The sequence below is a fragment of the Blastococcus colisei genome, from assembly GCF_006717095.1.
Lineage (GTDB): Bacteria > Actinomycetota > Actinomycetes > Mycobacteriales > Geodermatophilaceae > Blastococcus_B > Blastococcus_B colisei.
Genome location: NZ_VFQE01000001.1, coordinates 2,360,658 through 2,373,361, shown reverse-complemented (window position 1 = coordinate 2,373,361; position 12,704 = coordinate 2,360,658). Strand labels below are relative to the sequence as shown.

At 72.6% G+C, this 12,704-nt stretch carries 14 protein-coding genes and 1 pseudogene; 10 read left to right on the top strand and 5 right to left on the bottom strand.

Annotation, left to right across the window (positions count from 1 at the left end; translation table 11 throughout):
- Positions 1-10: 10 nt before the first annotated feature.
- Together FHU33_RS11325 and FHU33_RS11320 are read left to right on the top strand one after the other, a co-directional pair.
- Entirely contained in the window at positions 11-724 is a 714-nt protein-coding gene (locus FHU33_RS11325; protein WP_142025457.1) for a hypothetical protein, read from the top strand.
- 103 nt (positions 725-827) lie between these two features.
- Entirely contained in the window at positions 828-1,031 is a 204-nt protein-coding gene (locus tag FHU33_RS11320; protein ID WP_246063520.1) for a hypothetical protein, read from the top strand.
- A 78-nt stretch (positions 1,032-1,109) separates the two neighbouring features.
- Here the strand turns inward: FHU33_RS11320 and FHU33_RS11315 are convergent, their stop codons facing one another.
- From FHU33_RS11315 to FHU33_RS11305, 3 genes are all read right to left on the bottom strand, one after another.
- The gene (locus FHU33_RS11315) at positions 1,110-2,690 is read right to left on the bottom strand and encodes a phospholipase D-like domain-containing protein (protein ID WP_246063518.1); all 1,581 of its coding nucleotides are present in this window, start codon (positions 2,688-2,690) and stop codon (positions 1,110-1,112) included.
- A 139-nt stretch (positions 2,691-2,829) separates the two neighbouring features.
- Positions 2,830-3,654, bottom strand: coding sequence for a sulfite exporter TauE/SafE family protein (locus FHU33_RS11310; RefSeq protein ID WP_142025456.1), 825 nt, complete (start codon positions 3,652-3,654; stop codon positions 2,830-2,832).
- A 223-nt stretch (positions 3,655-3,877) separates the two neighbouring features.
- Positions 3,878-4,651 carry a dienelactone hydrolase family protein gene (locus FHU33_RS11305; protein WP_211355080.1) on the bottom strand — a complete coding sequence of 258 codons (774 nt, stop codon included), beginning with the start codon at positions 4,649-4,651 and terminating at the stop codon, positions 3,878-3,880.
- Positions 4,652-4,956: 305 nt separating this feature from the next.
- Between FHU33_RS11305 and FHU33_RS11300 the strand changes: the two genes are divergently transcribed.
- The 3 genes and pseudogenes from FHU33_RS11300 to FHU33_RS11290 form a co-directional block, all read left to right on the top strand.
- Positions 4,957-6,438 carry a diguanylate cyclase gene (locus FHU33_RS11300; protein ID WP_170182416.1) on the top strand — a complete coding sequence of 494 codons (1,482 nt, stop codon included), beginning with the start codon at positions 4,957-4,959 and terminating at the stop codon, positions 6,436-6,438.
- Between the two features lie 88 nt (positions 6,439-6,526).
- Entirely contained in the window at positions 6,527-6,727 is a 201-nt protein-coding gene (locus FHU33_RS11295; protein WP_142025454.1) for a hypothetical protein, read from the top strand.
- Positions 6,728-6,748: 21 nt separating this feature from the next.
- A pseudogene (locus FHU33_RS11290) lies at positions 6,749-6,982 on the top strand (OsmC family protein); the annotation flags it as partial.
- 75 nt (positions 6,983-7,057) lie between these two features.
- Here FHU33_RS11290 and FHU33_RS11285 read toward each other — a convergent pair.
- Positions 7,058-7,519 (bottom strand): ester cyclase, encoded by a 462-nt coding sequence (locus tag FHU33_RS11285; RefSeq protein WP_142025452.1) that lies wholly within the window; start codon positions 7,517-7,519, stop codon positions 7,058-7,060.
- Between the two features lie 122 nt (positions 7,520-7,641).
- Between FHU33_RS11285 and FHU33_RS11280 the strand changes: the two genes are divergently transcribed.
- The 5 genes from FHU33_RS11280 to FHU33_RS11260 all read left to right on the top strand — a co-directional run bounded on the left by FHU33_RS11280 (position 7,642) and on the right by FHU33_RS11260 (position 11,646).
- On the top strand, positions 7,642-8,439 hold the full coding sequence (locus FHU33_RS11280) for a DUF427 domain-containing protein (protein ID WP_142025451.1): 798 nt from the start codon (positions 7,642-7,644) through the stop codon (positions 8,437-8,439).
- The gene (locus FHU33_RS11275) at positions 8,436-9,305 is read left to right on the top strand and encodes an alpha/beta fold hydrolase (RefSeq protein ID WP_211355079.1); all 870 of its coding nucleotides are present in this window, start codon (positions 8,436-8,438) and stop codon (positions 9,303-9,305) included. Before FHU33_RS11280 ends, FHU33_RS11275 begins: the two co-directional genes overlap by 4 nt.
- Entirely contained in the window at positions 9,295-10,071 is a 777-nt protein-coding gene (locus tag FHU33_RS11270) for a hypothetical protein (RefSeq protein WP_142025450.1), read from the top strand. Before FHU33_RS11275 ends, FHU33_RS11270 begins: the two co-directional genes overlap by 11 nt.
- 56 nt (positions 10,072-10,127) lie before the next feature.
- Positions 10,128-10,799, top strand: coding sequence for a haloacid dehalogenase type II (locus tag FHU33_RS11265; RefSeq protein WP_142025449.1), 672 nt, complete (start codon positions 10,128-10,130; stop codon positions 10,797-10,799).
- A 79-nt stretch (positions 10,800-10,878) separates the two neighbouring features.
- Positions 10,879-11,646, top strand: coding sequence for an SDR family oxidoreductase (locus FHU33_RS11260; RefSeq protein WP_142025448.1), 768 nt, complete (start codon positions 10,879-10,881; stop codon positions 11,644-11,646).
- Here the strand turns inward: FHU33_RS11260 and FHU33_RS11255 are convergent.
- Positions 11,624-12,703: a lysophospholipid acyltransferase family protein gene (locus FHU33_RS11255; protein ID WP_142025447.1), complete on the bottom strand. Its 1,080-nt coding sequence runs from the start codon at positions 12,701-12,703 to the stop codon at positions 11,624-11,626. The genes FHU33_RS11260 and FHU33_RS11255 overlap by 23 nt on opposite strands.
- Position 12,704 lies beyond the last annotated feature (1 nt).

The following is a 12,704-nucleotide window of genomic DNA, read 5'->3' as shown; positions in this document are numbered from 1 at the left end:
GAGGAGACCCATGACCACCCCGCTGCCGACCGGCCCCGCCGACGCCCTGGACGTGCGGGCTGACGACGAGCTGTCGTGGCTGTTCTCGCTGGACCCCTCGGTGATCGCCGTCCTCGGCGGCGTGCTGCTGGTGCTCCTGGTGATCGCCGCGGTCGCCGGGTGGCTGGTCCTCCGGAGGGTCCAGCGCAGTCCGGTGATGGCCCGTGGCCGCGAGCTCACCGCGCGCGGCCGGGAGCTCGGCGTGCGGGGCGCCACCGCCGTCGCTGCGCGCCGGCTTCCGCCGGGGCAGCGGCGTACCGCCGCGGAGCTCCAGCTGGAGATCGCCCGCGCTCGGGGCCACCTGCGTCGCCAGGTGGCCACCGCCCGGGCCGCCGGCGCGCACCTCGGCGACGTGCCGAGTCTGCTGTCGACGCTGGAGGCCGAGGGCGGCCGGCTCGAGCAGCGCCTGCGGCAACGGGCGCTGGCTCCGAGCCCGACCGACCAGGCAGACCTGGAGACAGAGGCACGGGCCTACCTCGACATGCTCGCCGACGTCTGCGACGCGGTGCTGCAGGCCGAGCGGGCGGTGCCGGCGGCCGGCCGGCTGACCAGCGACGTCGCGGATGCGGTCACCGCGCTGCGCGCCCACACCACCGCCTACCAGGAGCTCACCACCCCGCCGGTACTGCCGCCGCTGCCCCCGGTCCCTGCCCAGCCGATGCCCCCGGAGGCCACGCCGCGGTGAGCAGGCGGGCCGCGACGTCCGGTCCCGCCGGGCACGGCCGCCACCGTGCGCGCACGTAGCGTGTCGCGCCTCGGACACGGCGCTTCTCGGGCTTCCGTCGTCGATGCCGGCTCCCCTGGGGGCAGCCGCCTTCCACGGCGGTCCCGCCCCGGTCCGCCGGTTCCTGCCCGACCTGATCGACCGCATCTGGCGGCGCGAGATCGACCCCGGGAAGGTCTTCGATTTCGAGCTCCCGCTCGAGCAGGCCGCCGAGGGCTACCGTGCGATGGACGAGCGCCGCGCGATCAAGGCGCCGCTGCGCCCCTGACCGACGTCCCGACGAGAGCGGAAGCCACGCCCCCGAACGGACCGGCAACACGGAGGCGCGACGGCGACGGGTGCGGTGTCAGGAACGCACGCGGTTCCGCGGCCGCCGGCGGCGGGCGAAGAACCGCTCGACCCGGCGCCACCGGTTCGGCGTCTTCTCGGCGTCCATCACCTCGGACTCGGCGAGCGCCCGGTCGACCGGGTCCAGCTCGGGCGGCTCGAACGGCACCAGTGAGCGGCCGGTCGGCCGGCGCAGCCGCTCGATGCCCTGCACGAGCGAGCCGGTGTCGGCGATCGCGGCGGCGACGTCGTCCGGCGTGCAGCCGAGGTGCTCGGCGAGCAGCCCGTCGCGGAAGCCGACGATCGTCGCGGCGAGCCGGTCGGCCCCCGGCCGCCCCTCGACCGCCTCGATCGCCAGGTCGCACTCGGTGTCCAGGCCCATCGAGCGGTTGTTCAGGTTGCTCGAACCCAGACGCAGCAGGCGGTCGTCGACCACGGTCAACTTGGCGTGCACGTAGATGTGCTCGCGCTGCTCCGTCACCGGCGTGTAGAGCCGGAACCGGTCGTGCACGTCGGCCTCGCGGACGATCTCCAGCACCCGGGCGCGCGCGGTGCCCATCGCCTTCTCGGACAGCCAGCCGTCGGCGGTCCACGGGTTGAGCACGACGACGTCGGGGCCGTCGGGCTCGCGCAGCCGTTCGGCGATCGCCTCGGCGATCCGGCGGGAGGCGAAGTACTGGCTCTCCACGTAGATCGAGCGGCGGGCCGCGGCGATCGTGGCCAGCCACAGCAGCTCGACCTCGTGCACGAGGGGCGCGCCAGCGTGCTCGGGGCGGGTGCGGGAGATCGCGACGTCGACGTCGGTGAGCAGCGGCTCCACGTCCTCGGGCCAGCACTCCCGCTCCTCGGGGAGCGGCTCGAGCCGCTCCCCCGTGCCGCTCACCCACCGCTCGCGAGCGAGCTCGGCGACGGCACGAGCAGCGGGCCCGGTCATCATGCTGGTCGCGTCGTGCCACGGCCCGGTCAGCCGACCCCCGGCGCGTCCGGCTGCCGGACGACGTCGGTGCGGGTTGCCGTCGGCGTGGTCGGAGGTGTCCCAGCGGTCGGCGGTGACGTCGATGCCGCCGGCGAAGGCCAGGCAGTCGTCGATGATCACGATCTTCTGGTGGTGCGCACCGCCGACCGGATGGTGGGTGTCGACGGCGAAGGTGAGGCGGTCGGGAGTGCGCCGGTCGAGCAGCACGATGGGCTTCAGCCCCCGGCCGAGCGCGCGCAGCATCCCGAGGTCCCACTGGAGGACGCCGATCTCCAGCCGTGGGTTCTGCTCCACCGCCCGCTCGAGCACCGTGCCGAGCCGGTCGTCCTTCGGCCGGCAGCCGTCCAGCGGGTCGAGCCGGATCCGGGGGTCGAAGTCCCAGCCGATGAACAGCACCCGCCGCTCGGCGCGCAGCACGGCGCGCTTGAGAGTGGCGAAGTAGCCGGCCGCGTCGACGAAGATCGCGAAGCGAGTGGCCCGCTCGATCCGCCAGCAGGTCTCGCCGGGGATCAGCAGCGGCGCGCCCTGCTCCGACGGGCCGTCGTCGCCCCCGTCGCGTCGCTCGGGGTGTGCGGCAGCGGGATCGGTGTCGGGCTGGGTCGTCGCCTCGCCGCCACCGATCACACCGGCAGTGTGCCCGTCGTCGCGGACGGAGCCAACGCCCTGCCCCCCTCGGAGCACATCAGGGGGCTTCTCGAAGGTTCCGCGGTCATCGACCGCGGAACCGTCGCCGTTCTCCGGGTCCACCTCTGCCTGCCGCGCATCAACCCAGGAGTGGGCGGAGGTTCTCCGTCCAGACGTCCGAGCCGACCCGCCCGATCAGCGCGGTGACCACGACGAGGAAGACGATCCGGATGAAGCGGCTGCCCCGGGCGGTCGCCGTCCGGGAGCCCAGGTAGCCGCCCAGCATGTTGGCGGCGCCCAGGACGAGCCCGAGACCCCAGAAGACCGCGCCGTAGGGGACGAAGAAGATCAGGGCTCCCGCGTTGGTGGCGACGTTGACGATCTTGGCCTTGGCGCTGGCGTTGAGGAAGTCGTAGCCCAGCAGCGACACCATGGCGAACACGAGGAACGACCCGGTTCCCGGGCCGAGGATGCCGTCGTAGAAGCCGATGCCGGCGCCCACCGCTCCGGCGACGCCGTGGTGACGCCGCCCCCCGTGGCGCAGCGCGGTCACCTCGCCGAGCGACGGCCGCAGCAGCGTGAACGTGGCGATGGCGATGAGCGCGATGACGATGATCGGTTTGAACACGCTGGCCGGCAGGGCGGCGGCGACGGATGCCCCGGCGAAGCTGCACACCAGGGCCACCGCGGCCATCGGCAGGGCGGTCCGGAGATCGGGATGGACGCGGCGGTAGTAGGTGACGGCGCTGGTCGTGGTGCCGAAGATCGAGGCCAGCTTGTTCGTCGCCAGGGCCTGGACCGGGCTCATCCCGGGGACGAGCAGCAACGCGGGCAGTTGCAGGAGACCGCCGCCACCGACGACGGCGTCGATCCACCCGGCCGCGAGCGCAGCCAGCAGGACGAGCAGGAGCACCTCGGGGGTCAGCCCCTGGGGCAGGAGGTCGGCCGGGAACGCATCCGTCATCCCGGCAACGACCTCCGTGTTCTCTCGTCCCGGTCCTCGACCGGCCCGTCAGCGGACCCGCACGGGCCGGCGTGCTCCCGAGAGTCTGCCTCGCGGCGACGGTCGCTCGCCTGGACGACGCGTGAGAGATCGGTGACTCTCCACCACGCCTCGCGGCGTCAGCCGGTCGAGCTGATGGCGCACGATCGGCAGCGCCGCGCTCGGTGAACGGTGGCCCGGGGTGTCACCGCTGCCGCAGGTGGTGGTCGAAGAAGCCGAGGATGCGGCCGCGGGCGTCGTGCGCGGAGGGCTCGTGGTACGGATTGCCGGTCAGGCGGGTGAGCACGGCCAACAGCGCCGGCAGGTCCGCGGAGTCGTGGTCGTTCATGAACGAGTGCCCTGCGTCCGGATAGGTCGTGACGTCGTGCTCGACACCGACCGCCGTCAGGATGCGTTCGAGCCGTTCGCCGACCCCGCGGTTCCCCGGGTCCTTGGCGCCGTAGCTGCCCACGACGGGACACGCGCCGGTGAACGTCTCCTCGCTGTACACCTTCGTCGAGACCGGGCCGTAGTTCACGCTCGCCGCGTCGAACCGGTGCTCGGCCGCCAGGAGGAGGGCGAAGCCGCCGCCCAGGCAGAAGCCGATCACGCCGATCCGGCCGGTGCAGTCAGGGCGGTCCGCCAGCCAGCGGCCCACCGCCTCGATGTCGGAGAAGGTCGGGCCCTGCCGACGCCAGGTCTCCCGCATCATCCTGAAGATGCAGGTCGCCCGCCGGTTGCCACGGAAGAGATCCGGCGCGACGGCGAGGTAGCCGGCGCCGGCCAGCCAGTCGGCCTGACTGCGCAGGTCCCGGCTCATCCCGGCCATGTCGTGCAGCACCACCACGCCCGGCCAGGGCCCCGCTCCCGGGGGGACGGCGACGTGAGCGGGAAGCGGCCCTCCCGGCGCAGGGATGGTCACCTCGCCCGGCGTCATGTCCCGCACCGGGTTCGCGCCCCGACGCCGGCGGCGCGGCACGTCGGCTGCTCCATGGTCGCCTCCTACCCGGTCCGGACCAGAGGACCCCGCTGCCGCACACCCTGGCGCAGCCGTGCAGGGATGGCCACGCCGGCACGGGCAGGTCCCCCGGGCCAGACCTGCAGCACCCTGCCCGGGCATGCCCACACCGCCGCGCCCACCGGAGCGGACACAGCCGGGCCACGATCGCAGCGCTCCGGGTGATGCCGTCCCGTCGGGTGAGAAAGGCCACGCCCAGTCCCGCCGGGCTCTCAAGCTTCCACGCCCGGACTCCGATGGTTGGGCATCGGCCAGAGGAGGCACGGGTGTCGAGCGGTACGAGGAACACGCCCACGAGGGCGCGGCGGAGCTGGGGTGCCCTGGTGGTGTCCGGGGTGCTCGTCGCGGTCATGGGGGTGCTCGGTCTCCTGTCGACGCAGAGCGCCGGCGAGCTCGCTGTCGACCAGCACCGACAGGACCGGATCGACCAGACGCGTGTCCTCGGCCACCTGAGTTCGCAGACGGTGCAGAACGGCTTCGCCCAGCTGGCCTCCGTCATGTCGGTCCAGGAGGCGGCGGGCGTCCCGGCGTTCAGCGCCGTACCGGCGACCGGCGCCGCGGCTGCCCAGGATGCTTCCCGCATCCGGGAGATCGTCGAGACCTCCGGCGGCGTGATGGACCTCGGAGCGGCCGTCTTCAGCGGGCGGGGCCAGGTCGTCGCGTCCTACGCGCCGACCGGCGAGGTCGCCTCCCCGTCCGACCCCGGCTTCCAGCCGCTCGTGGCAGCGATCAGCGCCGCCGGCTCCGGGAACGTGCCGCTGTCCGGGATCGTCACCATCGGGAACGAGCCCGCACTCGCGCTCGGCGCGCCTACGACGCTGGCCGACGGCACCACGGGCCTCTTCGTCTGCTTCTGGTCGGCTCGGGGCACATCGACCGAGTTCTTCAGCGTCGGTGAAGGCGAGGGCTGGATCGTCGACGCCGCCGGCCTCATCGTCGGTGCCCCGGAAGCGGAGCTGATCGGCACTCCGCTGCCCTACCCACAGGCCCTCGAGGTCGCGCAGTCCGGCGGCGACCACGGCATCGTGGACACCGACGAAGGTGGCACGGACTACGTCAGCGCCTGGAAACGCATCGAGGGCACCAGCTGGCTGGTCATGAACGTCCAGACCAGAGAGGGCTTCCAGGGCCACCTGGACGAGGCCAGTCTGCGCAGCGAGGCGCTCGTCCTCGCGATGCTGCTCACCACCGGAACGGCCCTGGTGGTCATGAGCCGCCGCCGGGAACGCGCCATGGCCGTCATCGCCACGACCGACGAGCTGACCAGGATCCACAATCGGCGGGGCTGGTTCGAACTGGCGGAGCAGGAGCTCGCCCGTGCTGCCCGGGCCGGCGAGAGCCGCCTGGCTGTCTTCATCGACCTCGACGGCCTCAAGCAGGTCAACGACGTCCTGGGCCACGAGGAGGGAGACCGCGCCATCGCGTCCGCGGCAGCGGTCCTGCGGGCGGCGTGCCGATCGGGCGACGTGCTCGGCCGCCTCGGTGGTGACGAGTTCGTCGTCCTCCTGGGCGACGGCGCGGACGAGCCGATGGCGCGGCAGCGGGTGCACGATGCCCTCGATGACTTCAACGCCGGGTCCAGCGCCGCCTTCGAACTCCGGCTCTCCATCGGCGCACAGATGTGGGATCCGGAGCAGCCGTGCTCCGTGGAGGACCTGGTCCGCCGCGCCGACGCGCGGATGTACGCCGACAAGCAGTCACGCACCGACCGCTACGACAACCTCATCCGGGTGCCGGCGAAGGTGTAGCCGGCTGCCATGCCCGTAGCCGGCGAGGTGTCGGTGAGCTCCAGCTGGATAGGTGTCAGCGACGACCCCATGACGGCAGGAGGACACGGTGGCAGAGATCGCTTACGTCTCGGACGTGCGCGTCGAGCGCTTGGGAGGACCACTTCGGGCGGCATACCTACCCGGTGAGGAGGAGCCGACCGTCTACGGCATGCACGGGGCCATCGCCGAGCACTACGGGATGCAGCCAGGCACCGCCCCCAGTCACGCGAGCACGATCGATCATCTGGTCGGTGCCGCTCTCGGTTAGCTCACCGGAACGTTCGCCGGAGCCCTGGCGGCCCGGCGGATCGATCCCACCGGTCTGGTGGGACATGCGCGCGGTGAAGTGGAGTTGGAAGGCAAGGTCCTGGTGGTCAAGCGCATCACGGTGACCTACACCGGTATGACCATCGCCGACGAGGACGCGACGAAGGTTCAGCGGGTGCTGGCCCTCCATGCCGATGGGTGTCCGGTCGCCCGGAGCCTCGAGGGAGCGATCGACATCACCACGCAGCTCGCCTGAACGGCGTGGGCCGTGACGGGCCCCGGGCGGTCGCCCCTCCCGGTCCCGGGAGGGGCGGCCGCCGCGGGCGGGAACTCAGCTGGTGAACGCGTTCTTCACCTTGTCGAGCACGCTGTCGTCCCCACCGGGAGCCGCGCCGATCTGCTGCATGATGCCGAGCTCGTCGGTGCTCCCCCACCGCTCCACGATCTGACCGTTCTCGAACCGGCCGATCTGCAGGCCGCGAACCTCGATCCGCTTGCCGGTCGGAGGAACTCCCTGGAAGTCCCCCCGGTGGGTGCCGGTCAGCGTGTACGCGAACGCGATCTTGTCCCCGTCGACCACGTTGACCAGCGGTTCGAGGTGCGCGTCGGGAAAGGCGGTGCTGAGGGTGTGGAAGAAGGTGCGGTAGCCCTCCCGGCCGGGTCCCTGGCCGGGCGCCGGGTCGTGGTCGACGGCGTCCACGGCGAACAACGTGTCCACGAATGCATCGACGTCGCCGCTGTTCAGCAGGGCTGCGGCCTTCTCCTGGGTCGAGGTGTTCTGTTCAACGCTCATGCATCGCCCGTACCCCTGGCTTTCTGCGGGCAAAACCGGCACCGGGCCGCTGACCGGTGCAATCAGCAGCGGAGCCGGCCGGTGCCCGCGTGAGTCGGCACCCCCGCGGGTAGCGGGGCCACATGGCCCTGACCCTCGGCAGCGCTCCGTTCGGCTCCGCACCGTCCGGGCGGTTCAACTTCGATTGCCACCCGCCGGAGCACGTGCTGTACGCCGAACCGTCACCGCGCCGGGTCCGGGTGCGGCTGGGCGGCGAGACCGTCGCGGACAGCACCCGTGCGCAGCTGCTCCACCAGTCGGGGCAGACACCCAGCTACCTGTTCCCCCGCGAGGACGTGCGGACCGACCTGTTCACGCCGAGCGACACGACGGCGAGCAGCCCGGCGCTCGGTGCGGCGACGTACTGGACGGTGCAGGTCGACGACCGCCGTGCCGAGGACGGCGCCTGGACCTACGAACGGCCGCCGCCGTCCGCCGGCCACCTGGCCGGGCTGGTCGCCTTCGCGTGGGACGCGATGGACGCCTGGTTCGAAGAGGACGAGGAGGCCTTCGCCCACCCGCGTGACCCGTACCACCGGATCGACGTGCTGCGCAGCTCGCGGCACCTCGTCGTCCGCTGGGGGAACACCATCGTCGCCGACTCCACCCGCCCACGCATGCTGCTGGAGAGCGGCCTGCCACCGCGGTGGTACGTGCCGGCCGACGACGTCCGGACCGAGCTGCTCGCGCCCAGCTACACGACCACGCAATGCCCCTACAAGGGCGTCGCGCACTACCGCACGTTGCAGGACGGGGACCGGCACGACAGCGACGTCGTCTGGAGCTATCCGGAGCCGATGCACGACGCCGAGGCCGTCGGCGGGTTGCTCTGCTTCGACGACCAACGGGTCGACGTCGACGTCGACGAGGGCCCCCGGTGACCGGGGGCGGAGTGCGCGAGGAGCAGCTCGCCCTGAACGGTGAGACCGTTCGCTGGCTGGAGCACGGTGAGGGCTCCCCCGTCGTCCTCGTGCACGGTGTGCCGACCTCGCCCCGGCTGTGGCGGCACGTGATGCCGCTGGTCCACGGCCGCTGCCTGGCGCTGGAGATGGCCGGCTACGGCACCTCCATCCCCGACGGTTCCGGCCGGGATCTCGGGCTGGCCGCCCAGGCCGACCGGCTGCTCGGCTGGATCGACGCGCTGGGCATCGAGGCGCCGGTGCTCGTCGGGCACGACCTCGGTGGCGGTGTCGCGCAGATCGCCGCGGTGCGACGGCCGGACCGCTTCTCCGGCCTCGTGATCACCAACGGGGTCTGCTACGACTCGTGGCCCATCCCCAGCGTCGTCGCGATGAAGCGGGCCGCCGACGTCCTGCGGCTCCTGCCGCAGACGATGGTCTACCCCTCGCTGGTCCAGCTGTTCCACCGCGGCCACGACGACCGGAGCCGGGCCCTGGAGTCGATCGGCGTGCACTGGCAGCCCTACGTCACCCACGGCGCGGCCCGGGCCCTCGCTCGGCAGGTGAGCGACCTCCGGGTGGAGGACACCCTGGCGATCAGCGACCGGTTGCCCTCCCTCGGTCTGCCCGCCCGGGTGGTGTGGGGCGCGGCCGACCGGTTCCAGAAGGTGGCCTACGGCGAGCGCCTGGCCACCGACCTGGGCACGACGCTGCGGCCCATCCCGGGCGGCAGGCATTTCACTCCGGAGGACCATCCCGAGATCATCGCGGCCGCCATCGACGAGTTGCTCCCGTCCGCGGCAGCCCGTTCCGGTGCCCCGCCGGGGGCGCAGTCCCGTGCACGGTGACCTCGGCCGCGGCTTCGCCGGCTACCCCATGGTCGAGGAGGCCGAGGCGACCGGCGTCGTCGCCGGGGTCTACGCCCGGCTGCTCGACGACATGCCGTTCGTGCCCAGCCTCTTCAAGTCCATGGCGCTGTGCCCCGGCTACCTGGTGCTGGCCTACGAGCAGGGCGCGCCCGTCCAGGCCGAGCCCGAGTTCGCCGCGCTGGCGGACGGGCTCGCCGCCTCCGTGCGCGACGCCGCTATCCCGCCGCCGGAGCAGGAGGTGCGGGAGGCGCTGGCACAGTTCGTCGGTCCGCTGAGCCGGATGCTGCTGCTGGCCGCCGGCCTGCGGCTGGCGCTCGACGGCGGGCTGGAGGCGCCACCCGCGCCGGGACAGCCTCCGGAACCCCGGCCGGTCGAGCCCCGCGATCCGGCACCCTCGCCGTGGGATGCTCCTGCTCCGCAGCTCTACGGGGAGATCCGGGAGGCGCTGGACACCCCGTTGATCAACAGCATCTGGCGCGCGCTGGCCGGGCGCGGTCTGCTGGAGCCGGCCTGGGCGGCACTGCGCTCCCAGGCGGCGGCCACCCGCCCGGCCGCGGACGACCTGCGGCAGCGGGCCCTCGACGCGGCGCGGCGGGTGCCCTGGCAGTCCGCGGCCAGCCCACCTGCGCTGCAGGCAGCCGGGCTCGGCGATGCCGCGCCCGGCATGGCCAGCGTCCTGGACTGCTATCTCACGACCCTCCCCCGGGTCCTCGTCCTCACCGCCTCCAGCAGCGTCACCGGCTGACGCCGCCCGGATCCACGGCCAGCGCACACATCCGTCCCCACCAATCAGGAGCTCGCATGAGCACGTCACCGTCCGTGATCGTCTTCGACGTCAACGAGACCCTGTCCGACATGAGCCCGATGGCGCAGCGGTTCACCGACATCGGCGCCCCCTCGCACCTGGCCCAGCTGTGGTTCGCGACCCTGCTGCGCGACGGCTTCGGCCTGGCCGCCGCCGGCGCGGATCGCCCCTTCGCCGACCTGGGCGTCGACGCGCTGCGCACCGTGCTGCACGGCGTGGACCTCGACCGGGACCAGCAGGCCGCCATCGATCACGTCATGAGCGGCTTCAGCGAGCTGACCGTCCACCCCGACGTGACCGACGGCGTGCAGTCACTGAAGGAGTCAGGACACCGCCTGGTCACCCTCACCAACGGCTCCACGAAGGTCTCGGAGAAGCTGTTCACCGACGCCGGCATCCGCGACCTGTTCGACGCGCTCTTGTCGGTGGAGGACGCCGGGATCTGGAAGCCGGCCCGGGGTGCCTACGAGTACGCGGCCCGCACCTGCGGCACCGAACTGTCGGAGATGCTGCTCGTGGCGGTGCACCCCTGGGACATCGACGGCGCCGCCCGGGCGGGCATGGGAACGGCCTGGATCGACCGCACCGGCGTCCCCTATCCGAAGTCGCTGACCCCGCCGTCGATGCAGGCCGCCAGCCTGGCCGATCTCGCCGGCCGGCTGGGTTGATCGTGCGGCCGACGACGCACGGCACGGGTACAGGGGCCGAGCTGACCTGTCGCGCACGCGATCGACTGCGGGAGGCGACGTGACCGGCACCGGCGGCGCAGACCCCGGCCCGGTGGCCATCGTCACCGGCGCCAGCAGCGGGCTGGGCCGGGCGACCGCGGTCCGCCTGGCCCGGGACGGGCTGCGGGTGGCACTGCTCGCCCGCGACGCGGGCGTCCTGTCCGAGCTCGAGCGGAGCATCGAGGAGAGCGGGGGGTCGGCACTGAGCCGGCCGGTCGACCTCGCCGACGCGTCAGCGGCGCAGGCCGCCGTCGACCATGTGATCAGTGTCTGGGGACGGGCCGATGCCCTGATCAACGCGGCCGCTACCGACGTTCCCGGCCCGGTCGAGGAGACGACGGTGTCGGACTGGGACCGCGTTCTCGACGTCAACCTGCGCGCCCCGTTCCTGCTGAGCAAGGCCGTGTTCGCACACATGCGCCGGGTGGGCGGCGGCACGATCGTCAACGTGTCCTCGGTGGCCGGGCTGCGCGGGTGGGCGAACGCGGCGGCCTACTGCTCGTCGAAGTTCGCGTTGACCGGCTTCACCCAGGCGCTGGCCGCCGAGGGGAAGCCACACGGCATCCGGGCGTGCGTCCTCTACCCCGGTGCCATGGCCACTTCCTGGGGCGCCTGGGATGCGGAGGAGCGTCGCGCGGCCGACGGCGCGCAGGCGCAACAACCGGACGTGGACGCGCTACCGGCGGATCAGATCGCCGAGCTCATCGCGTGGATCATCGCCGCACCGAAGGGCTTGGTGCTCGATCAGGTCACGGTGACGCCGCTCAACGAGAAGGGCTGGCCCTGATCCCCGGCTGCTCGCGAGCAGCGGCCCACTCGGCTTCCTGGTGCCGCGTGGCGTCGATCCAGTCGTCCATGGTCTCCCACCAGTGGTAGAGCCAATCGGTCTGCTCGGTCTCCTCGCGCGGCACGTCGGCAGCCGGTACGAACCACCAGCGCAGGTGGAGGGTCTTGTCCATCGGCAGACCGCGCCACAAGTCCCGCAGCGTGCTCAGGTGCTCCAGTCCGGTGTGCGCGACGAAGACGATGTCGGCGTGTGGAGCCGCCCGCAGCGCCGCGGTGACCCCGGCCGGACGCGGGGGCAGCACGTGCCGCATCGCCTCGGCGCGGCGCACTGCGCGCACCAGTCCCCGGTTCCGCAGTCGCTGGATGGCCCGGAATCGACGCTGCGGGGTGAAGTTCGCACCCTCGGGGAAGATCAGCAGGGCGTCCTCCTCGCCCAGGCCGCGGGCCAGGTCGGCGATCGCATCCGCGGAGTTCCGGCCCGCACCGGGATCTGCTGTGACGAAGTGGTTCGGCAACCGGTTGAGGTAGACGTCGAGCAACGGGTCGATCTGCAGCACGTCCTTGAGCACGATCCGCGGTCGGCGCAGGTGGTCCCGGTTCATCAGCGTGTGCACGAGCAGGAACGAGTCCCCCGGGCCGGCGTGGCGGGAGAGCACCACCATGGCGTTCGTCGAACCGGGCTTTCCGTCGTCCAGCGGCGTCCAGGATTCGCCGTCGGTGACCAGCCGCAGGGCGAACAGCCGCTGCGCCACCCGCATGAGCACGTCGAGCAGCAGGCGCAGCATGGTGTAGTGCGCCCGCCGGTAGGCCGGATGGTCCGACCGGCGACCGAAGCCGCTGAGCGTCCACAGGACCGCCGCGGCCACGAGTGCGACCACTTCGAGCGCCAGGTACACGAGCGCGAAGAACAGCAGCCGCAGCGCGTACCAGCGCCCCGGCAGCCACACCGAGGCGACCACCGCCACGAGCACGAGCACCGGCAGCGAGATGACCGCCGCCACCAGCACACCGATGAGCAGCGGTCCGGTGAACCGGCGCACGCGACGGGGAGGCAGCACC